The following is a 22,651-nucleotide window of genomic DNA, read 5'->3' as shown; positions in this document are numbered from 1 at the left end:
GAATTAATGATTGTCGTATTGTGATTCTTTTTTAATCTTATCCCACCAGTTCTTCTTTAAAATGACCAAACAAATAATAAGTATCACTGTTGAAATCATAACCGGGATATTTTGATGTAAAATGAGGTAAAGCGGTATCACCACTAATAAAGTCTGAGCCAAAACACCAATAACTACGTTGAACATATCTCGGGTAAAAGCATCATTCTTCTTGAAATCTGGATCTTCTTGTAAAAGCCTTTTATGTATTGGCTTCCAAAAACCCCATGGTCTAGTGTTCTTATAGAAATCCATAAGTACCTTTTCGTTTGTGGGCGGTGCAGAATAAGTTCCTACAATACTTCCTACTATTGAGATCAATAAGATGATTGGGAAATAGTACAGATCTAAAGTGTCTATGAAAAGCGGAAAAATTAGCGCAGGTATTATCCCCGAGAGCATACCCCAGAAATATCCTTCCCCATTAAACCTCCACCAGTGCCATTTTAATACATTAGATACTACGTAGCTTCCGTATAATGCTGACACTATCCACTGTAATATTGAATTAACATCCATTACAAAGAATCCTAATACTATACTTATTAGCACTACGGTAATTCCACTTGCATAATTCATCCTCTTAATTTTTGAAGATGTAGCTTCCGGATTGTAATGTTTAAGGTAAATATCGTTCACTAAATATGCTTGGGCAGCGTTTAAAGTACCTGCAAACGTGGACATAAATGCGGCTAAAAGCCCAGCTAATAACAATCCTAATAATCCAGCAGGAACAAACTGCTCTATTGCAGCGGGAAGAATCTTCTCAAAATCTATTATCCCTCCGGTGCTCAAATTCAATTTATCATAAAATAGGATGGCTAATACAGAAAAGCCACCAACCATTAAATATCTTGTAGGAATTAAAGCTGCTATAGAGAATGCACTCATTTTAGCTGCTTCAATAGGAGATTTTGTGGAAAGTATCTTTTGCATATCATAATTAGGCGCAGGACCCGCAATACTTGATAAGATTCCTTTAAAAACCATCAGCATGAAAAATATACCAAATAAGGAATATCCATCAGAGGCAATTTTAGAATTGACTTCATCAACGATTCCCGTCCAATCCATATTCAAGTTCCAATCAAAAAATGGATTGAGCCAGCCTTCCGGTATATTTAGCGTGTTTTCACCCATGGCTTGCCAAGCGATGACCGCAATAGCAATAGATGACACAGTCATGATGGTATATTGCAGCAAATCTGTCCATACAATCCCAGACATCCCTCCTAAAACGGAATAAAAGACAGCAAATAATGTAAAAATAATACCATAGAAGTGCGGAATATAGGCAACCGGAATATCAAAAGGAATATAGGCTCCTACTATTTCCCAAGGAATGAAGATTTCAACAAACTTCCCTAAACCAATAAAACCATACGCCAAAAATCCTAAGCAACTTAAAATTGCAAAAACTACGATAATGGTATGAGACCATTTCCCTCCTTTACCATTATCAAAACGGAATAATATCCATTCTGCTCCCGTAGTTACATTGGAACGTCTAAGCCAAGTAGACAAATACACCATTAAGAATACCTGATTAAAAACCGGCCATAACCATGGGATCCAGATACTTTTAAACCCATAAACGAAAGTAAGCGTAACCAACCACATGGTTCCTGAAATATCAAACATCCCTGAAGCATTTGACAAGCCTAGCATGTACCATGGCAGATCCTTCCCTCCCATCAAATAATCATCCTTACTTTTCTGAGCTTTTTTCCTTAGAGCAAGACCAATTATAATGGTCCCAATTAAATAAAGTAAAACAATTGCAATGTCTAAGCCTTGTAGCATATTATGGTTAGGATTTTAGTAAGAGATCTTTTTAACCTCATTTAAAAATAAAATTTCTTCTAGCTGTTCAAATTCTTTAAAATCATTGGCACTAGCCTCCTGTTTGTAAGTAGAAAAATAATGAGATACTCGGGCGTTTCTCCAAAGGAGAACCCAGGCAATACCGCTATCCTTTATTCCAGGATATAAGCCTTCCGACCACCATTTAGGATTTGAGCCTGCCTTTACATTCCCACTTTCGGTAAGAGCATAGGGTTTTTTAGCCAGTTGAGCTTTTCGTTTTATAATTTCAAGATTATTTTTAAGGGTATTAGTGAATGCTTCATCACCACTGTGATTGTAAATATCAACACCTAAAATATCTACATACTCATCCCCGGGATAGTATAAATCGAAGTCTTGTTCAGAATTTAAGGTATTAGGAGAAAATGCATAAAGTACGTTATGCACATTATTAGATTTTAACAAGCTTAAGGTTTGTCGCCATAACTCTTTGTATTCCTCCGGAGTACAATTTCCTGCACCCCACCAAAACCAACCTCCATTCATTTCATGATAAGGTCTAAAAACCACAGGAATAGCATTGTTATTTTTATCCTTTAAAGAATTTAAAAACTGAGATAATCTACGTATCCATAACTCGTATTTTTCTCGTTCACTTCCTCCTTTTAAAATCTCTGCAACCGCAGGCGTACTATCCCAAGAATCTTTATTAGTTACAGGATTATCTAAATGCCAACTGAAGGTAATAATCGCACCTTTTTTATGCATTTTAACAATATGATCTTTCATCAGCGAAAAAGAGACAGTATCCAAATTGGTGGAATTCCCTAACTCTATATGGCCTAAATCAAAACCTTGAACAGCTGGAAACCTACCCGAAACCTCCTTAATATCACTTCTTAATTTCTTAGAATTTTCGTTATGCTTCCACCCAATTCCGTAAGCCGTGGCATCTTGATGACCAAAGGCAATACCTTTTTTTGCGATATTTTGTATTCGAAGGTATAAAGCTTTTGTTTGATTACTTGCATTATCATCAGCAAGCTTAATGTCTTTAAAATTAGCTGTCGAGAGCGATTTACAAGCCTGCATTAGAAATAATATTGATAAAATTGCCGATATTTTGATAAAATACTTCATATAAAAAGACAAAATTTGCACATCGTTGATAAAATATTTTAATATTAACTAAATCTTATTTTATATTTAACCTATGAAATTTGTTAAATACATTTTTTTGAGTGTGAAAATTTAAAGAATTCCAAAAATACCACGCTGCATTTTATTAAATTAATATGATTTTATCATTTGTTGATAAGATATTTTCTAAACACTAATTTATTATTACCATGTACAAAGATATTCATCGAGAAATCACCCCATTAGCCCCGGAAGATAGCTTTTTAGTTTTCGACAGGATGAAGGACGATTTTGACTTCCCTATTCATTTTCACCCTGAATTCGAACTAAATTTTGTTTTAAATGGAAAAGGGGTACGAAGAGTGATTGGAGATAGCATGGAAGAAATAGGCGATATAGAACTAGTATTAGTAGGGCCAAATTTGCAACATGGTTGGGAGTTACATAATTGTACGCAAACTAAAATTCACGAAGTAACCATTCAGTTTCATAATGATCTATTCGACGCAAAATTATTAGGGAGGAGAATTATGAAACCTATAAAGGACATGTTTGAAAGATCTACTCATGGAATTTTATTCTCCCGAAAAATATCAGAAGAGATAAAACCAAAAATATTGAGACTTTCAAAGATTGACAGCATCGATTATTTTATGGAATTAATCTCTATCCTTCATGATCTTGCAAATTCAAGAAACCAACGCCTGCTCTCCACCTACACCTCTAATAACAAGAATTTTGAGAATAGCGATAAAATAAAAATCATCTACGAGTATATTCAGGAAAATTACCAGAACAAAATTTCACTTTCTGAAATTTCAAATCTTGTGAATATGAGTCCTGTATCTTTTAACCGCTTTATAAAAAAACGGACCGGTAAAACATTTATAGAATATGTAAATGACACTCGTATTGGATATGCCGCAAGATGGTTAATTGAAAAAGAATTCAGCATTGCTGAAATTGCCTTTAAATGTGGCTTTAACAATATCGCCAATTTCAACAGGGTATTTAAAAAGAATAAGAACTGCACTCCTAGTCAGTACCGTGATGAGTTCAGCGGAATTAAGAGAGTACTTTAAATATTGACAGAATGAAAAAATCCTCTTCTTTTCTCTTTATCATCATTTTAAGTTTTTTGTCAACTCTAAAAATAAGCGCTCAGGAAATCATCACGAAGACACCTTCTCCGGTAACCATCAACGGTCAGCTAAATATAGAAGGAAGGTATTTGCTAAATGAAAAAGGAGAACAGACCCAACTAAGAGGGATGTCTCTCTTCTGGAGTCAGTGGCAACCGCAATTCTACAACTACAAGACTTTAGCACTTTTAAAAAATACATGGAATATAGATGTAGTTAGGGCTGCAATGGCTGTTGAAAATAACGGGTATTTAATAAATCCTGATCTAGAAAAACAAAAAATAACAAGAGTGATCGATGCAGCCATCGAGTTGGGTCTTTATGTGATTGTAGACTGGCATGATCATCACGCTGAAGATCATACAGAGCAAGCCAAGCTCTTTTTTAGCGAAATTGCTCAGCAATATGCCGGCTATCCTAATATTATCTATGAAATTTACAATGAACCTTTACAGGTATCTTGGACAGAAACGCTGAAGCCGTATCACGAAGAGCTTATTGCCACCATTCGCAAATACGATCCCGATAATATCATTGTTTGTGGTACTCCAAATTGGTCCCAAAGAGTAGACCTAGCCGCTTTGGATCCTATTAGTGGAACTAATATAGCATATACCTTGCATTATTATGCAGCTACTCATAAACAGGAACTAAGAGATATTGCGCAAATTGCAATTGATAAGGATCTCGCTTTATTTGTAACCGAATTTGGTACCTCACCTGCATCTGGCGACGGAATGATTGACAAAGAGGAATCAAACAAATGGTGGGATTTTCTGGATAAAAATAAACTCTCCTGGTGCAATTGGTCTCTCGCATCAAAAAATGAATCTTCAGCCGCATTTCTTCCTGGTACTAAACCTTGTCAAATCTCAAAAGACAGCCATTTATCAAATTCAGGAAGACTAGTAAAAACCAAGTTATTCGAAGTCTGTAAAATGAATAATTAATAGTAAGTGTAAAGATTTTAATATTGCTCATTATTTATGAAATTGGCAATAATGATTATTACAATCCTATTCATTTTAGGTATAAATTAAATTAAACACCCCTTTTTTTTCAAAATAACATCGAGTTCGAAAAAATATCATTAATAAATGATAAAATAAGATTAACAAAAACTTAACCTTATTAATATTTTTGGATATAACAATAACTTACTCTCATATTTACTATAAACAAGAAGTTATTGATGAATCTCACAATTCATAATTGTTTTGACCAATCTCTAAAACATTCATTTATTATGCACAAAATTCTAGGTAAAAGCAAATCCGGTATTTACCGCTACAACAAGATCTTCTTTCTACTGATCTTTGGTTGTATAGCTCAGATGAGCTATGGACAGAAAGTAGTTACTGGAAAGGTTTCCGATGTTAGTGGACTTCCGTTGTTAGGAGTCAATGTAATCGAAAAAAATACTACTAACGGAACCACTACAGATTTCGATGGGAATTTTGAAATCCGAACGGGCAATGATGCCGTAATTGTTTTCAGTTTTGTAGGTTTTATAACAAAAGAAGTAAGCGTAAAAGGCTTAAAAACACTGAATATTCAATTAGAGGAGAACACTGAGAATCTCGATGAAATTGTATTAATTGGTTATGGAACCCAATCTAGGCAAGATGTAAATGGCTCGGTCTCCAGTATTGATGCAAAAGAAATTGAAGATATTCCGCAGGTGAGTATCGATCAGTTAATGCAAGGGCGTGCGGCTGGGGTTACTATAACCCAAAATTCTGGACAACCCGGAAGTTCGGTTTCCGTAAAAATACGAGGTGTAACTTCAATTACAGGTTCCAACGAACCCCTGTATGTAATTGATGGTGTGCCTGTTTCTGGAGATGCCAATAACACCAGTACCAGTGGGAGAAGCCCTGTAGGTTCTGGGGGACAACAAGATACAGGAGTGAGCCCTTTGGCAGCATTAAACCCTAATGATATAGCTTCAGTAGATATCTTAAAAGATGCCTCTGCTACTGCAATATATGGTTCACGTGGAGCCAACGGGGTTGTAATAATTACTACTAAAAAAGGTAGAAAAGGAGAAGGTAAACTATCTTATAATTCTTATCTGGCAATTCAAGAGCCAACAGAACTTATAAAAATGATGGACTTGCCAACTTATGCAAGGCTCCAAAATCTATTCTCTGACCTTACAGGAACTGAACCTAGAATAGAGTTCGCAAATATTGAACTGTTAGGTTCTGGAACAAACTGGCAAAAAGAAATATTTGATCGTGCTATCATGCAAAACCATCAGTTGTCTTTTTCCGGTGGGAAAGAAAATGTAGATTATTTCATTTCTGGAGGATATCTGGATCAAGAAGGTACAGTAATTGGCTCCGGATTTGACAGGATAAGTTTAAGAACCAACGTAAACGCACAGGTTAAAGATTGGGTGAAAGTTGGAATTAGCTTAACAGGCAGTAGAACTAAAGATGATGTTACCATAAACGGAAATCGCGACGGGGTAGTAAGTTTAGGTTTACTTCAAACACCAGATGTGGCTGTTTATAACCCTGATGGCTCTTTTGCAGGACCTATTGATGATGATGGTTTAGGATCTTTAAATCCGGTGGCATTGGCTTTAAGCATCAAAAACAAATTGACAAGAAATAAGCTTTTAGGAAATGTGTTTGTAGAATTTGATCTGGCTGAAGGATTAAGTTATAGAACTGAATTTGGAGGGGACTTCAATTTCAATAAAAATCACAGATTTACTCCAACTTATGCCTGGGGACGTTATGTTAACGAGCAAAATGTTTTGAACATAAGAGAGGAAAACAGTGTTTTCTGGATTATTAAGAACTTTATTAATTATCACAAGAATTTTAACAACAAGCATGATCTTACCCTTTTGTTAGGACATGAAGCACAGGAATCTACTTGGGAAGGTACAATTGCAACTGCTAGAGGTTTCCTGACCAACGATATTCAGACCTTGAACTTAGGGGATGCTGAATTTGCAGCTAATGATGCATACAAAGGGAGTCAGGCACTGCAATCCTTCTTTGCAAGGGTATTATATAGTTTTGATAACAAATACGGCATAACAGCTTCATTTAGAGCCGATGGATCGTCTAAATTCGATCCGCTTGGAGATAATCAATGGGGTTATTTTCCATCAGTATCTGCTTCTTGGAAAGTATCTAACGAAGACTTCATGAGCAATTTTAATGCTCTTCAGGATATCCGACTTAAAGTTGGTTACGGGGAAACAGGAAATCAAAATATACCAAATTACCGATATGGTGCTACCTTAACAACCTTTAATACAGGCTTAGGAACCGGATTTGGTTTATCTAACATCGCCAATCCAGATCTAAAATGGGAATCGGCCATACAAACAAATATAGGTTTAGAGTTTGGAGCTTTTAAAAACAAACTTCAAACAACCATAGAATTGTATGAGAAAACATCAAAAGATTTCCTTTATCAGTTACCACTTCCCGATTATTTAGTAGGTGTAGATCCTTACAATGGCGGTGTTGGAGCTCCTTTTGTTAATTTAGGAGAGATGAGAAACAGAGGTGCCGACTTGACATTATCTTACAATACTGGGGTAAACGACTTCTCTTGGAACTCTACCTTAACCCTTTCTCATTATAAAAATGAAGTAATTGACCTTCCAAGCGGATTGGTAATAACAGGAGAAACAAACCTAAATGGAAACTCTCCAATTGCTCCCACAATTACAAATGTTGGGCAGCCAATAGGAATGTATTACGGGTATAAGGTAATTGGCATATTCAATGATGCAAATACTATTACCGATCAGCCAGTGCAATTTGGAACTGCATTTTCTGCGGAAGACGGTGATACGTGGCTTGGAGATATTCAGTATGCCGATGTTAATGGAGATGGTGTTGTAAATGCAAATGACAAAACCATCATAGGGAATCCTCATCCTGATTTCACTTACGGTTTCAGCAACTCTTTCAAATATAAATCATTCGACCTATCCCTATTCTTACAAGGATCTTATGGAAATGATGTGATGAACTTAACATGGTTGAATACTTCATCATTAAATGCACGCTATAGAAATCAGACGCAGGAATCTGCAGACTACTGGACTCCTGAAAATACCGATACAGATATTCCAAGACCGGTAGCCGGTGACACTTTCAACAATGAAATTTCAAGTAGAGTTGTTGAAGATGGTTCCTATTTAAGAATTCAAAACCTGACATTTGGTTATAGCCTGCCTAGCAGCTTGATGGATAAATTGAACATAAATAACATCAAAGTTTACGGTAGTGTTCAAAATCTTTACACGTTCACAAACTATAGAGGTTACGATCCTGAAATTGGTTCCTTTAACCAAGATGCTTTACTTATGGGAATTGACAACGGGCGTTATCCAACTCCTAGAACATTTACATTCGGTTTAAATGTGGATTTATAAAAAATGAAAAAAGAAATAACATATAGAATAATGGTTATGAAAAGATTTTCTAAAACATTTTATCGCGCATCAGCATTTACTTTCCTGTTGCTATTCATTACTTCTTGTGAAAAGGAATTTTTAGATAGACCACCAGAAGATGCTTATAGTTTAGATGAATTCTACTCTTCAGAAGCTCAAGTAAATGCAAGTACTAACATTTTATATAATGCTCCGTGGTTTCAATTTGCCAACACTCCTATGTGGGCTATAGGTGAATTATCCTCTGGTAATGCCAGAACTTGGGATGACAATTCTGCCGATTTCATGAAGTTTACCGTTACAAACAGAAAAAATCACCTTGCGAACGGCTGGTCTTCACTTTGGTCTGTAGTAGCACAAGCAAACGCAGTTATCAATTTCTTACCAGATCGAGTTGATGCATCTGTTAGTCAACCGGTAATTGATAATGCCATTGGTGAAGCTAAATTTATGAGAGCAATGGCATATTTTTATCTTGTAAGAATTTGGGGACCTGTGCCTATTATTGAGAATAATTTAGATTATGTATATAATCCGCAAATAAATACAAACCCTGTAGATGACATCTATACCTTTATGGAAAATGATTTGATGTTTGCTATAGATAATTGTTACTCAAAGAATAGAGGTAGCAATTATTCAGATAACGGTCATATTTCCAGCGGATCGGCTAAAGCTTTACTTGCCAAAATATATCTTTATCAAAGGGACTACTCTCAGGCAAGAGCCTATGCTGAAGAAGTAATTAATAGTGGTGAATTCAAATTATTTGGATTAGAGGTTCCAGGATCTTACAACGACTTGTTTGATACTAAAAACAATAACAATGAAGAATCCATAGCAGCTATACAATGGTCGAACACCGGAGAATACGGACAAGGTAATCCTCTACAGGCAATGTTTGCTTTCACAACAGCATTAACAGGAACGGGAGATGGCTGGGGAGCCGTATCTCCATCTATAGACCTTACCCAGTCATATGAAGATGGGGATTTAAGAAGATATGGAACCATAATGGAAGAAGGGAATGAATATCCTAACTTAAATGGAGGTTATGTGGTACCAGAAAACCCTGGAACACAAGGAACCAATGTTGCTATTAAAAAATATGTTGTAGGAAAACCGGAATACAACGGTGGAGGATCAAGCCAGAATGCAGCAAACAACACTTATTTACTAAGATATGCAGATTTATTACTAATTCATGCCGAAGCAATTATGGCTGGAGCAGAAAGCACGACTGATGGCGCTGCATTAGCTTCTGTTAATAAAGTAAGAGAACGAGCTGGATTAGAACCATTGGAAGTTCTTACAAAAGAGCAACTATTACATGAACGACGTGTAGAACTGGCATTTGAAGGAGAATACTTCTATGATCTTGGAAGGCTAGACCGAAGTGAAGCTATCGCAATTATTAGCGCACAAGAAAGAGGAACATATAGCAACGATGATCCACCAGTAATTTACTCTGAGAACTTCACCCCTTCTGCAGATGATTTTACTTTTGCCTATCCTCCTGTTGAAGTTCAAAAGAACCCATTATTAGAAGCAGATCCAGTACCATATAATTTTAATTAAAAAAATTGAATAATGGAAAACATATTTAAAAACAAAGCGCTATTTAAAACAGCATCGTTTTGTATAGTCCTGTTATCTTTAATTACGATAACATCTTGTACAGATGTGAGTGATCCTATGCCGGTAGCTTCAGGGCCGCCAGAAATTATAAATGTAAGCAAAGCCGAAAATGATTCGCTTACAACAGTAGGTATTCGTGAGAATATGTACATAATAAGAGGGGTAAATCTTGCTACAACAACTCGTATTTATTTCAATGAATATGAAACATATTTCAACCCAACTTTAGTAAGAGATGATAACATAATTGTTACAATCCCCAAAGATGCACCTTGGTTTGAAGTTCCTAATACTTTAAAGGTAGTGACCTTAGGTGGTGAAGATGTATATGGCTTTTCAATCTCTCAACCTAAACCGGAATTGGACAGCTTTAATGCAGAAACTGTAGACGGAAGGGTTATTGTAACCATTAACGGAGATCTATTTCAAAATCTTACTGCAGTTAGATTTGGAGATGTAGATGCCGAAATTATTTCAGCAACAGAGTCTCAAATACAAGTTTATTTGCCGGATGGAATTTCACAAGCCTATATTTTTGTAGAAACACCTGGAGGAATCGTGCAGTCTGAAGCCGCCTACGGATTTAAATATACTATTTACGGAGAAGGACTTTCAGAAGAGTTTGATGTTACAAATGGTTTTGATTATTGGGGATGGAACAACGCAAATGACTGGATGAATACCGAAGTAGTAAAATCGGGAGATTTTTCTCATAAAGCAACTTTTGGCGGAAACTGGGAAGGTATTCAATATGGAGGCGGAAGCTTAGATCTTTCTGAATATGAAGTAATCAACGTTTCTATTTACGGTGGAGAAAATTCAGCAAAAGTGAACCTTGTTCTTAACGGAGGCTGGGACTCAGCATATGCATTAGATCTAGTTGAAGGAGCGTGGACAAATTTTGTAATTCCCTTATCAGCATTTGGATCTCCAGCAAGCCTAACCGAGATCGTATTTCAGGAATCCAGTGGAAATGGTCTTTCTCCAATTGTAATTTATATAGATGATTTTGGATTCAATTAAAAAGTTTGAATTAGCCTAAATTCTTAAAACATACCTCAAGAATATTTTCTTAAGGTATGTTTTAATTTTAAAGATCTATTGGTTTAACAATAAACTTAACTTCACTAAAATTTAAAAAGATGAAAAATAACCCACTGCTTATATTACTACTCTTAACTTGCTCTATAGTCTATTCGCAAAAATTTGAAAATCTTGCCCAAACTCCTCCTATGGGATGGAATACTTGGAACAAGTTTGCCTGCAATATAAATGAAGAAGTTATTAAAAGTGCTGCAGATGCAATGGTATCTAGTGGGATGAAAGATGCAGGCTACGAGTATATTGTTATAGACGATTGCTGGCATGGGGAAAGAGATGCAAAAGGCTTTATTCAAGCTAATAAAGAACATTTCCCATCTGGCATGAAAGCTTTGGTAGATTATGTGCACTCAAAAGGTTTAAAATTCGGAATATACTCTGATGCAGGAGATAAAACTTGCGGGGGCAAACCGGGAAGTCGCGGGAGAGAATATCAAGATGCACTTACTTATGCAGAATGGGGTGTAGATTACCTAAAATATGACTGGTGTAATACCGATGGAATAAAAGCCGAAGGTGCTTATACCACCATGCGGAATGCACTTTATGAAGCTGGCCGACCTGTTGTTCTTAGTATTTGTGAGTGGGGAGACAACAAGCCTTGGGAATGGGCCAGAGATATTGGGCATTTGTGGAGAACTACCGGAGATATCTACCATTGTTGGGATTGCGAAGAAGATCATGGCGATTGGTCTTCATGGGGAGTGTTAAGAATTCTTGATATGCAGGATGGTTTAAGAAAGTATGCCGGACCTGGCCATTGGAACGATCCTGATATGATGGAGGTTGGTAATGGGATGAGCGTAAGCGAGGATCGTGCGCATTTTACCATGTGGTGTATGCTTGCAGCTCCTCTTATGGCCGGGAACGATCTTGATAAAATGAGCGCTGAAACCATAGAGATTCTTACTAATAAAGAAATGATCGCTATAGATCAAGATCCATTGGGAGTACAGGCCTTTAAGTACAGTGCTGAAGATGGTTTGGAAACTTGGTTTAAGCCCTTAGAAAATGGAGACTGGGCAGTAACTTTTTTGAATCGTTCAGATGATGTTCATGATATTGAATTTAACTGGAAAGAACACCTAGTTATCGATCCTGATTTTGATTATAAAACAGATTTTGAGAATATCACTTATAAGGTTAAAAACTTGTGGGATGATAAAAAGGAAAAGAATACAGACAAAACCTTGAAGAATAAGCTGAACCCTCATGATGTGTTGAGCTTAAGATTGACCAATATCAACAAGTAATTTCAATAGCACATGAATAATAGCTCCGCATTCAAGAAAGGCCATTTTAATGCGGAGCTATCTTTAAAATCTATACCGAAATTCCAGTAAGGCTCTCCCCTATTCTCATCTGTAAAGGTTAGTTCCATGCTATTCTTGATATGGAATTATAAATATAAGAATGCTACCTATCCCTACCACAGCCCCAGCTAATATATCCTAACCATAATGCTTTTCAGCATTTATTAGGCTGAAAGCAGTATATCCCGCCAAGAAATATGCAAGTATACTATATTTAAAACCATAACGCTTATGAATGAACGAGGCACTTTGGAAGGTGGTTGAAGTGTACCTTGATGGAAAAGCATTATCTACATTATTTTTTGGTCGGTGTTTATTGAGAGCCACTTAAGCCAAACGTTACAGCCCGATTTAAATTAAAACCTTTTGTGAACTGCCAGGTCCCTTTTTTATCTTTTAATAATAGCATGGTTGTAAGTGCTGAGGCGGGCATTGCAAATAACAAAATATCTCCTGACGTTTCTATTGTCTCGTTGTTATTTTCAGCCAGTTGAGAATATCCTACGGTAAAATTTAAAGAGAATAACAAAAAACGAGATCCTTAGTAATTGGATATTTTCTACGGGATATATAAGCTTCACAAATCTTTTACAGTCTATTAAAAGCTATAATAGAAATTAATTCTCAAGTAAAACTTAAGTGGAATATACATTAATAGTGAATTACCCACTTCCCCATTTCTTTTACATTTTTAAAATTGTTTAGCAGATACTGAAGTGAATCATTTAAAGGAGTCTTTTTTCGATAAATAAGAACGTTATTCTCGTTCTTCAATAAGTTTTTGAATCTATCTAAATCTTTTGGTCTATTATATTCGAGATAATTTGATTTATAGAGCGTATCTCTTTGAAATTTAGTTTCTCTTTTAGCATTGAAATTAGTGTTGTATACCGTAATAATATCCTCATTTAAATAAAAAGAAGCAGAGGGTAACAAGTAATCGTACACCACAAATTTATCGAGTTGCTCGCCTTTTTCATCTTTTAGGTATTGGACAACCTCTTTAATTGAATTAATTTTATCTGGGTTTTCTGCACCAAATAGCGCATAAGTAAGCAACAAACTAATACTAAAAAATATTCCTAGATATAGCAAGCGGAAAAATGTATTTAAATTGGAATATTCCATAAAGTAGAAGCCGGAACCTACAATTAAGAATATCAAAGGAATTGCTAATCTTAAATCGATAGCAATTGTATCTAAAAAGCCTATAACTATTAGTCCTAACAATAGTATTCCGAATAATACACCGTATATTTTTATATAAAGATTTTTATGTGATTCCGGGAACCGCACCAGGACATATCCACCCAGAAGAGCAATAAATGGATAAATTGGAAGTATATATAGAATGAGCTTTGATGAGAATACTGAAAACAACACCAATAATGTGCCTATTGTATAAAGCAAAATACGCTCTTCCTTAACCCTCTCTAATTTCAGTTTATATTTTTTTACATATCCAATACTCAGAAAAACGATCCAAGGCATTCCTAAAGCAGGAGCAAATGCCAGATAATACCAAAAAGGTTCACTTCTATGGAATTGCTCTGCATTCATACTTCGGTTCACTATCTGGTCTTCAATAAAGTAATTCCATAATTGGGGTTGATCTATTATGATTGCTATAAACCAGGAAGCGGAAATACCTATAAATAATAGCAGGCCTAACACACTATGTATTGAAAATTGGAATTTCACCCTATTCATTAATTTCCAACACCCTATAAATACTAGAACAGGCAGTATTACAACCGGTCCTTTTGTTAAAAATGCTAAGCCCAGCATGAAATAGAAACCGTAGAAATACCATACCGAATTCCCCTGTTTAAGTTGCAACCAGAAATAAATGCTCCATAATATGAAGGTGGTGAGATAAGAATCGGTCGTTAAGTTTCTTGCAGCTATAAGAGCAAGGGGGAAGGAAAAATAGATCAGGCCACTGGCAAAAGCTATCTTCTCATCTTTGAAAAAGAGTTTCGCTATTTTAAAGATCAATAAAATTTGTAACGTAAGCGCCAACGATAGAAAAAATCGAGCTCCGAATTCATTTATTCCAAAAATTTTATATCCCGCAGCCGTAATATAATAAGTCATTGGGGGTTTATGATAATGTTCTATTCCCAAAAGTTGTGGATGAAGATAATCACCGCTCAAAACCATTTCACGGCTAATTTCGGCGTACCGAGCTTCACTGCTTTCTGTAAGCCCCCAACTTCCTAAACCAATGTTTAAGGATATAAAAATGATTAAAAGAACTACGTAAAACTTAGTTTTCATCTATTTCAGGAAAAAATGAAAGGTATTGGAAGGTGCATCTTAAGTTCTAGTCTCTTATTTCCAAATACACCATCTAATTTAAATCAATATTTTTTAAAGGAAAGTCTTTCTACACAAATGTATCTTACCCCCTACTTTCAACTTTATAATTAAGGTATTTCTTACGCATCCATACATAAGCGAAACAATCTAACAAAGGCCCTATCAAACGATTGGATAATCAAAACTTTGAAGCTCCTGCTATTCTCGAAAAATGTTTTACCGGAAATTGCTTAATTTTCTCATTTTGCAATAAGACCATTGCAGGGAGAAACCTGTGCAACCTTTAAACATAGGGATTTGTCTTTACTATTTTTAAAGGGCATTCTGTATCGTCCATCCCCTCATTGGTAAAAACTCTTCGAATGGTGTTTGCAATTAGAGAAGACATGTTCTTTAGAAATGGATCTTTTCGATTGGATCTAATCCCGGTTACAAGATCGTACTCTCCTATGTGTTCCAACAACAAGTTTTCAGGATCGGTTTGTATATTGGAGTCAATAAACCCAGTAAATGTAACAAGGAATTCTAAATTAGAGTTTTAAAAATATTACTAGCTTGGATATAAAGCAAAAAAACGACAGGTATTGCTACTGCCGTTTTTAAAATAAAGAAATACTTCTTCTATAAAATGTAATCGGTACTTACAAAATTTGAGGTTTTTGTTTCCAATAATTTCTTAAGGATCTCATTATTGTAGGCGTTATCCTTTGAAGCTACGAAAGTTCTTATAGAGAAAGAACGCAGCGCATCATGTACACTTAACGTTCCAACTGCAGAATCTTTTCGGCCGGTAAAAGGAAACACATCTGGCCCGCGTTGACAAGCTGAATTAAGATTTACTCGACATACCAGGTTCACCAAGGTATCTATAAGTGGCGCGAGTTCTTTAATATCACTTCCAAATAAACTCACTTGTTGTCCGTAATTAGAATCGGCAATCTCATTTAACAGTTCTTGTATATCGGTAAATTCCTTTACCGGTATTACAGGCCCAAACTGTTCTTCTTTATAAATTCTCATTTCTTGAGTAACCGGGAACATCACTGCCGGAAATATAAAATTATCGGTGGTGTTCCCTCCTTTTTCATTTAAGATCTTAGCCCCTTTTTCCTGAGCATCATCAATAAGCTCCTGAATATATTGGGGTTTATCTGCTTCCGGTAACGGAGTAAGTTTCACTCCTGTTTCCCAGGGATTTCCAAATTTTAATTCATCTACTCGTTTTGCAAAGCGCTTACTAAATTCTTCCCGAACGGCTTCATGAACATATACAATCTTTAACGCAGTACAACGTTGCCCATTAAAAGACAAAGTCCCCGAAAGACATTCTTCAATAGTTAGATCCAAATCGGCATCAGGAAGAATAATGGCTGGATTCTTAGCTTCCAAACCAAGCACCAAACGCAACCGGTTCTTATGTGGATGTTGATCTTGCAAAGCAATGGCCGACTTGCTATTTCCTATTAATGCCAAAACATCTATTCTTCCAGAGGCCATTATAGGTGCAGCGACTTCTCTACCTCTACCATAAATAATATTCACTGCGCCCTTTGGAAAACTATCCCTAAAGGCTTCTAATAATGGAGAAATAAGCAATACTCCATGCTTAGCAGGCTTAAAGATTACTGTATTTCCCATGATAAGAGCTGGAATTAACAGTGCAAAGGTCTCATTTAAAGGATAATTATATGGACCTAAACACAACACCACCCCAAGCGGACCTCTTCTTATATGAGCATTCACGCCATCTCTTTTAGAGAATTTGGCGCTATTCCGGTCCAGTTGTTTATAATCTTCAATAGTATCGTTTATATATTCCACCGTACGGTCAAATTCCTTTTGAGAATCGCCTAATGATTTTCCAATCTCCCACATAAGCAATTCCACAACCTCTTCGCGTTTGGTGCTCATTTTTGCGACAAATTTATCCATACATGCAACCCTGTCAGACACTTTCATGGTTGGCCAACTTCCTTGGCCTTTTCCATATGCCTTGCATGCCACATCCAGGACATTCATGGCTGCTGCTTCATCCATATGCGGAATGCTCCCCAATAAAGTTGGTTTATATTCGGGTGTAGATGAAATGGTGGAATAAACATTATCGGTCTTACCCGTCCATGCTATCAATTCTCCATTTGCTAAATAGGTTTTTTGATGCAACTGCTCAATACTTCTTAATTCTGACGGATTATTCATTATGATTTATTTTACTTAAAAATACATTTTTACAGATATCTGCTGACGAAAAATAACTCTGAATATTCAATAAAAATGTTAATTTGAAACTATTCAAGAAAGCAACAAAATTTTATGTATAATTTGAACAATTCATACATTTCCGTTATTTCTATAATGGAATTGATAAGTTAAATAAGCAGCAGACAATAGAGCTAGAATTAATATTCGTTTTTAATAGCCTGGCTTATAATTTGTAAATAAAAAACAAGAGCAAACCTGGCAGAATCCTACCTTAAAAGAAGCGCGTATTAAATAGCATTTTCTTAATTTCGAAAGATGAAATTATCCTGTTATATTCAGGGACTTCACCTGCTATAAATCTCAACTAAAATGAAAATTCTACATACTGCCGACTGGCATATTGGTAAGAAATTACATAAAAATGATCTTATTCAAGATTTTGACCTTTTTATAGAATGGTTATGTCAAACCGTAGAAAAAGAAGAAATAGAATTATTGCTTATTTCCGGTGATGTTTTCGATCTTGCCAATCCTTCTTCGGAAGCTCGAAAACAATATTATCGGGCACTCATGAAGTTGAAACGCTATAATTGCAAGATCATTGTTACCGGAGGAAATCATGATTCTCCAGCAATGTTAGATGCCCCAAAAGAGATATTACGAGAGTTGGAGATGCATATTATTGGAGGTTTACCTGAAAACCTCGATGATGTGATCATTCCTATTCTCGATAAAACAGGAAAACCCGAATTAATAATAGCCGCTATCCCATTTTTAAGAGACTCAGATCTTAGAACTGCAGGAGAAGCCAATACATTTGAAGCTAGGCTGGAAGCCATTCGTCAGGGAATTCAGGATACCTTTTTGAAAGCAGCTACCATTTGTGAAGAACGCTATCCTGAGGTTCCTGTAATTGCTATGGGCCATTTATTCGCTGCCGGTATGGAAACCTCAGAGAGTGAGCGGGATATTCAAATTGGAAATCAGGCAGCATTCCAAGCCTCTCAATTTGGAGATTATTTCAAATATATCGCTTTAGGGCATATACACAAACCGCAACGGGTAAATACTGCTGTTCCTACATTTTACAGCGGTTCTCCAATTCCATTATCTTTTAGCGAACGTAAAGACGAAAAGCGAATATTAATAATAGATAGTAACAAATCCTGGCTTCCGGAAAGTATTTCTATTCCTATTTTTAGAAGATTATTGAAACTGAATGGGACTTTGGAAGAACTTCGAAGTAGATTGGAAACTCTGCAGGAACATACCCAATTAAATAGCTTAATTGAAGTGGAGCTTCAAGAAGAGCAATACGATGCCACGAAAATATATGAGCTGGATGCGCTGATTCAGAATTTTGAAAAGCCGGGATTCGAGATCGTAAAACATCGAGCCACATTCGCCAATAAATTAAAAGGAGCTAGCGAGGTTTTTAAAAATGCGAAACAATTAGAAGACCTAAAACCAAAAGAAGTATTTCTGAAACTGATAGAAAATCATGAATATGAAGAAGTGGTGCAAAAAGAAATAGTAAGCGCCTTTGATGAGATTTTAGAGGAAGTTCAACATGACACCTCCGTTTTACCAGACAGTTTATGAAGATCCTAAAAATAGAATTCGAGAACATTAATTCCCTTCGTGGGAAACACAGTATAGATTTTGAAAAAGCTCCTTTTACAGGAAGTTCGTTATTTGCAATAACAGGACCTACCGGTAGTGGTAAAAGCACTATTTTGGATGTTATCTCCCTGGCTTTGTTCAACCATGTACCAAGATTAGGAAAGATCTCAAAAAATGAGATCCTCGCAACTGGAGCCATTTTAACCCGAAATCAAGATCATGCCGGGGCCAGTATCACTTACCAGTGTAATTCTGGTATTTACACTTCTACATGGAATATTGAAACCGCAAGAACTGGAAATCTCAAGGATTACCACATGAGTCTTTTTGATCTTGCAAGCAATAAAGCATTCGATCTTAAGAAATCAGACGTGCCGGCTAAGAATGAAGAACTAATAGGACTTAATTACAATCAGTTCATAAAATCGGTAGTGCTTGCACAGGGAGATTTTGCACAATTTCTACGAGCCAAAAAAGATGAGCGTGGAGAATTATTAGAAAAGATCACCGGTACAGGAATTTACCGCCAGTTAGGAATGAAGGCTTTTCAAAAACACAAAGCGGTAAGTCAGGAGATTAGTTTACAGCAACAAGCCAGAGAGAATTTTAAAATTGAGCTTCTTGAGGAGGAAGAGTTGTTTAAAATTACGCAAGAACTGCAAGAAAAAGATGCGGAGTGTAAACTTTTAGATGCAAGTATAAAAGCAACCGAGGCCAACATCAGCTTAAAAAACACTCTTAAGAAGCAGCGGGAAGAAATTGATATTTTAAATAAACAAAAGCAAACAACAACAGACCGCTTAAATAGCTTTATTGAAGAAAATGGAGCAATTCTGGAAGCCCATGAAAAGGTGCAACCTTTTGGAGAGGAGATTAGAAAATGGGCTTTAGTTCAAAATAATCTGAAGGAACACACCAAAGAACTACAAAGTATAGATGCTGCAATACAAACAAATAAACAGCAGACTTACAATTGTTTAAAGGAAGTAGAATCCCTAACCGGTAAAATCTTGGAAGATGCTTCTTTGGAGAATGAACTACATAGTTTCACCGAAAAAGTTCGAGATTTAGACAAACAAAAATCGGATAAGTTAACCGAATACAACTTTTTGATAACTCAATTGAAAGCCGAGATTAAGGAGCTGGATATTAAAATTAATGAAAGAGATCTTCCCAAAGATCTTGAAATTTTCAACCAATTAAAATCTACATCATCAAATCAACTTAGGTATTATGAAAATGAATTAGCTTCCATTGATCTTAAAAATCCGGATGCCGAAAAATCCCGTTTGGAGCAACAGCTTGAAAACACACGAAAAGCAGGAAATCAAGCACAAAAAATTCAGCAGTTATCTAAAGAATTTAAAAAGCTAACTTCAGAAGAGGAAAAGAATACTCCTGATTTAGCAGCGCTCCCTCAGAAAATAGACCTGAGCAACACCAAGATCTCCTTTTTCAAGGAACACCTGAAAAACCTAAATTTAGAAAAGCAGAATCAATTATTAACGGCCAGTTTAAAAGAGCACCGCTCCACCCTAATAGACGGAAATCCTTGTCCCTTATGCGGAGCGACCCATCACCCTTTTGCTGATAATTTACCGCAAAAAAATGGTGAGCTAGACGAAAAAATAAGTGCGACTACAAAAGAATTAGAAAGTTGGTCTCAGCAAAATACCGAAGAGAATACCCATTTTAAACAATTACAAAAAAGAATCAGCGAGATTCGTTCAGAAAAAGAATTACTGCAAAATGACTTATCAGATTTGAAACTTCATTTTGAAACCCATTTTAAAGATATTTCTTTTGAAAAAAGCGAAGAAGATTGGGAAGTTCTTTTTGATAAACAAAAACGGCAAATTCAGGAGTTGGAGAGTTATCAAAAAGAGCTAAGGATTTACAGCCGTGTTTCTAATGGAATTCCTATCCTGGAAAAGATCATAGATGTTCTGGAACAAGGGAAGAATCTAAAAAAAGAATTAGATGCTATTTATTCAGGTGATAATATCAACAATGATTTCCAAAGGTTACAAAAAGGCTGGACCCAACTAAAGGCGCAAGCCAAAAATCTCTTGGAAAATAAGGCTCTCTTGGAGAAAAAAATAGCCGTTGCTCAAACTCAGAATAAAGAGCTGGAACTAAGCCTGCAACCTCTATTACTTGAAATCAATTTCAAGGATATCGCCTCGGCACAGAACGCCCTTATGCTAGAAACCGATTATTTAAAATTGCGGAATCAACGAGAGGAGATACTTAAAAATGCCCAAAACATTCAAACTTCTTTGCAAGTATTAACCAAGCAGTTGCAGGAAACCAGTGAAAGCGATGTGCCAGAAAATATCGAGCAACTTAATACACTGCTAGATTCACAAACCTTTAATTATAAAACCAACTCTACAGCATGTGAAAATTTAAGACGCAGCTTATTTAATAACAATCAACTGAAGGAACGGATAAAAAAGATAGATGAAGAAATCCAGCAAAAGGAAGAGTTTACTAAACGCTGGCGCTTGTTGAATGAGCTTATTGGTGATGCTCAAGGCAAGAAATTCAATGAGTTTGCTCAAGACCTCACACTTTCTCAACTCTTGTATTTAGCAAATATCCGTTTGAAGGACCTTAGTGACAGGTACAAGCTCGACAAACCTGAAAATGAAGAAGATAATGCACTTATTGCTATTGACGAACATATGGGTGGCCAACGCCGATCTGTAAAAACACTTTCCGGGGGAGAAACCTTTATTTTAAGTTTATCGCTAGCACTGGCATTATCTGATCTTGCATCCAGAAACGTAGAGATCAATAGTCTCTTTATAGATGAAGGTTTTGGAACGCTGGATCCTGAAACCTTAGATCAAACACTGGATACCTTGGAAAAACTCCAGTCAGAATCCTCCAAGACCATTGGAATTATAAGTCATGTAGATTCTTTAAAAGAACGTATTGCAACACAAATTCAATTAAAACGAAACGGGCAAGGCTATAGTTCATTAGATATCGTTCCCAATTAAAGTGGAAATGAATTATAGAAACCAACGGCAATTTAAAACATCAAAATAAGATAGCGGAGAAAACATAGCATGGTTTCTCCGCCTCTTCTTAACAACACTTAAACTAAAAAAATTAAAATTCTATATCGTGAAAATTGATCTTCAACAGGTGTTTCACTGTAGCTTTATATTCCTTCTTATTCCCTGTTTGATCGGGCCAGAAGGTATAGTTATAATGATGCATAAGATCTAACACATCTCTGTATTTGGTTAGAAGGATATCCAAATATTTCTGGTAGCGTTCTATACAATAATATTTCTGATCGAAAACCTCAACGCCCCCATCGGTTTTTCTAGTTTTAAAAGGAAAGCCGTGTACCTGGTAATTTTTTGCCTGGCAATAATCAGAAATTATTTCAATTACTGCAGTTTCATAAATCTCGGCCATTTTGAGGTCTTCTGAACTATCTCCCAAAACTTCCCAATCCTTATGAATTTCAGTAATATGTTCCTTAATGGTATTTATATTCAATGCGTATGCTTTATAGGTTAATTGATAGTTGGGGCATCAATATTTGTATATATAGTACTATAAAGTTTCCAGTTGCCAGCCCGCTTTTCATTAAAAGCGTCGCAAATAGATATAACACACCTGTTTTAAAATCAAAATATCGCATTTAGAAAAATTGTTTTCCATGCGAATCAAATTCATTATAATACTATATACATTTCTAGAACTCACATTTATAGCAATTTAGACTATAAACTACGTCTCTTGTAGGGATAAGACATGAATAATTCCAGAGTGTTCTGAGCTTTTCCTCAGAAATATCGAAGCTAACAAATCTTAACTGTTTTATAAAAAAATTAGTAAATAAATATTCAAAAAATAATATCGTCATAAAA

14 protein-coding genes and 1 pseudogene are annotated in these 22,651 nt (G+C 35.8%); 8 read left to right on the top strand and 7 right to left on the bottom strand.

The window, feature by feature from the left end; all coding sequences use genetic code 11:
• Positions 1-3 precede the first annotated feature (3 nt).
• Both L1I30_RS05845 and L1I30_RS05840 read right to left on the bottom strand, forming a co-directional pair.
• The gene (locus L1I30_RS05845; RefSeq protein ID WP_236133329.1) at positions 4-1,842 is read right to left on the bottom strand and encodes a sodium:solute symporter family protein; all 1,839 of its coding nucleotides are present in this window, start codon (positions 1,840-1,842) and stop codon (positions 4-6) included.
• A gap of 15 nt (positions 1,843-1,857) precedes the next feature.
• Positions 1,858-2,985, bottom strand: coding sequence for a glycoside hydrolase family 26 protein (locus L1I30_RS05840; RefSeq protein ID WP_236133328.1), 1,128 nt, complete (start codon positions 2,983-2,985; stop codon positions 1,858-1,860).
• A 209-nt stretch (positions 2,986-3,194) separates the two neighbouring features.
• Between L1I30_RS05840 and L1I30_RS05835 the strand changes: the two genes are divergently transcribed.
• The 6 genes from L1I30_RS05835 (at position 3,195) to L1I30_RS05810 (ending at position 12,551) form a co-directional block, all read left to right on the top strand.
• Positions 3,195-4,067: an AraC family transcriptional regulator gene (locus L1I30_RS05835; protein WP_236133327.1), complete on the top strand. Its 873-nt coding sequence runs from the start codon at positions 3,195-3,197 to the stop codon at positions 4,065-4,067.
• A gap of 11 nt (positions 4,068-4,078) precedes the next feature.
• Positions 4,079-5,077 carry a glycoside hydrolase family 5 protein gene (locus tag L1I30_RS05830; protein WP_236133326.1) on the top strand — a complete coding sequence of 333 codons (999 nt, stop codon included), beginning with the start codon at positions 4,079-4,081 and terminating at the stop codon, positions 5,075-5,077.
• 296 nt (positions 5,078-5,373) lie between these two features.
• Positions 5,374-8,538 carry a SusC/RagA family TonB-linked outer membrane protein gene (locus L1I30_RS05825; protein ID WP_236133325.1) on the top strand — a complete coding sequence of 1,055 codons (3,165 nt, stop codon included), beginning with the start codon at positions 5,374-5,376 and terminating at the stop codon, positions 8,536-8,538.
• A gap of 3 nt (positions 8,539-8,541) precedes the next feature.
• Positions 8,542-10,137: a RagB/SusD family nutrient uptake outer membrane protein gene (locus L1I30_RS05820; protein WP_236133324.1), complete on the top strand. Its 1,596-nt coding sequence runs from the start codon at positions 8,542-8,544 to the stop codon at positions 10,135-10,137.
• Positions 10,138-10,149: 12 nt separating this feature from the next.
• Entirely contained in the window at positions 10,150-11,220 is a 1,071-nt protein-coding gene (locus tag L1I30_RS05815) for an IPT/TIG domain-containing protein (RefSeq protein WP_236133323.1), read from the top strand.
• A 119-nt stretch (positions 11,221-11,339) separates the two neighbouring features.
• Positions 11,340-12,551: a glycoside hydrolase family 27 protein gene (locus L1I30_RS05810; protein ID WP_236133322.1), complete on the top strand. Its 1,212-nt coding sequence runs from the start codon at positions 11,340-11,342 to the stop codon at positions 12,549-12,551.
• Positions 12,552-12,924: 373 nt separating this feature from the next.
• Here L1I30_RS05810 and L1I30_RS05805 read toward each other — a convergent pair whose 3' ends face one another.
• The 4 genes and pseudogenes from L1I30_RS05805 to L1I30_RS05790 all read right to left on the bottom strand — a co-directional run bounded on the left by L1I30_RS05805 (position 12,925) and on the right by L1I30_RS05790 (position 17,132).
• Entirely contained in the window at positions 12,925-13,140 is a 216-nt protein-coding gene (locus tag L1I30_RS05805) for a hypothetical protein (protein ID WP_236133321.1), read from the bottom strand.
• Positions 13,141-13,262: 122 nt separating this feature from the next.
• Positions 13,263-14,891, bottom strand: a complete 1,629-nt coding sequence (locus L1I30_RS05800) for an ArnT family glycosyltransferase (RefSeq protein ID WP_236133320.1) — start codon at positions 14,889-14,891, stop codon at positions 13,263-13,265.
• 124 nt (positions 14,892-15,015) lie between these two features.
• Positions 15,016-15,438 (bottom strand): annotated as a pseudogene (locus L1I30_RS05795) (glycosyltransferase family protein); the annotation flags it as partial.
• A gap of 116 nt (positions 15,439-15,554) precedes the next feature.
• The gene (locus L1I30_RS05790) at positions 15,555-17,132 is read right to left on the bottom strand and encodes an NADP-dependent glyceraldehyde-3-phosphate dehydrogenase (protein WP_236133319.1); all 1,578 of its coding nucleotides are present in this window, start codon (positions 17,130-17,132) and stop codon (positions 15,555-15,557) included.
• 372 nt (positions 17,133-17,504) lie between these two features.
• Here L1I30_RS05790 and L1I30_RS05785 point away from each other — a divergent pair, with 372 nt between their 5' ends.
• Both L1I30_RS05785 and L1I30_RS05780 read left to right on the top strand, forming a co-directional pair.
• Positions 17,505-18,737, top strand: a complete 1,233-nt coding sequence (locus L1I30_RS05785; RefSeq protein WP_236133318.1) for an exonuclease SbcCD subunit D C-terminal domain-containing protein — start codon at positions 17,505-17,507, stop codon at positions 18,735-18,737.
• Positions 18,734-21,766, top strand: coding sequence for an AAA family ATPase (locus tag L1I30_RS05780; RefSeq protein WP_236133317.1), 3,033 nt, complete (start codon positions 18,734-18,736; stop codon positions 21,764-21,766). The genes L1I30_RS05785 and L1I30_RS05780 overlap by 4 nt, the downstream gene beginning before the upstream one ends.
• A 112-nt stretch (positions 21,767-21,878) precedes the next feature.
• On the opposite strand, the gene L1I30_RS05775 is transcribed toward L1I30_RS05780, so the two are convergent.
• On the bottom strand, positions 21,879-22,277 hold the full coding sequence (locus tag L1I30_RS05775) for a hypothetical protein (protein ID WP_236133316.1): 399 nt from the start codon (positions 22,275-22,277) through the stop codon (positions 21,879-21,881).
• Positions 22,278-22,651 lie beyond the last annotated feature (374 nt).

It is taken from the genome of Gillisia lutea (genome assembly GCF_021568705.1).
GTDB lineage: Bacteria > Bacteroidota > Bacteroidia > Flavobacteriales > Flavobacteriaceae > Gillisia > Gillisia lutea.
This window is presented reverse-complemented; position numbering and strand designations above follow the sequence as displayed.

What these genes read in the sequence shown, in the direction of transcription:
- L1I30_RS05810 (WP_236133322.1), top strand. Translation starts at nt 11,340, where the DNA reads ATGAAAAATAACCCACTGCTTATATTACTACTCTTAACTTGCTCTATA.
- L1I30_RS05800 (WP_236133320.1), bottom strand. Translation starts at nt 14,891, where the DNA reads ATGAAAACTAAGTTTTACGTAGTTCTTTTAATCATTTTTATATCCTTA.
- L1I30_RS05835 (WP_236133327.1), top strand. Translation starts at nt 3,195, where the DNA reads ATGTACAAAGATATTCATCGAGAAATCACCCCATTAGCCCCGGAAGAT.
- L1I30_RS05820 (WP_236133324.1), top strand. Translation starts at nt 8,542, where the DNA reads ATGAAAAAAGAAATAACATATAGAATAATGGTTATGAAAAGATTTTCT.
- L1I30_RS05845 (WP_236133329.1), bottom strand. Translation starts at nt 1,842, where the DNA reads ATGCTACAAGGCTTAGACATTGCAATTGTTTTACTTTATTTAATTGGG.
- L1I30_RS05790 (WP_236133319.1), bottom strand. Translation starts at nt 17,132, where the DNA reads ATGAATAATCCGTCAGAATTAAGAAGTATTGAGCAGTTGCATCAAAAA.
- L1I30_RS05780 (WP_236133317.1), top strand. Translation starts at nt 18,734, where the DNA reads ATGAAGATCCTAAAAATAGAATTCGAGAACATTAATTCCCTTCGTGGG.
- L1I30_RS05815 (WP_236133323.1), top strand. Translation starts at nt 10,150, where the DNA reads ATGGAAAACATATTTAAAAACAAAGCGCTATTTAAAACAGCATCGTTT.
- L1I30_RS05785 (WP_236133318.1), top strand. Translation starts at nt 17,505, where the DNA reads ATGAAAATTCTACATACTGCCGACTGGCATATTGGTAAGAAATTACAT.
- L1I30_RS05830 (WP_236133326.1), top strand. Translation starts at nt 4,079, where the DNA reads ATGAAAAAATCCTCTTCTTTTCTCTTTATCATCATTTTAAGTTTTTTG.
- L1I30_RS05825 (WP_236133325.1), top strand. Translation starts at nt 5,374, where the DNA reads ATGCACAAAATTCTAGGTAAAAGCAAATCCGGTATTTACCGCTACAAC.
- L1I30_RS05840 (WP_236133328.1), bottom strand. Translation starts at nt 2,985, where the DNA reads ATGAAGTATTTTATCAAAATATCGGCAATTTTATCAATATTATTTCTA.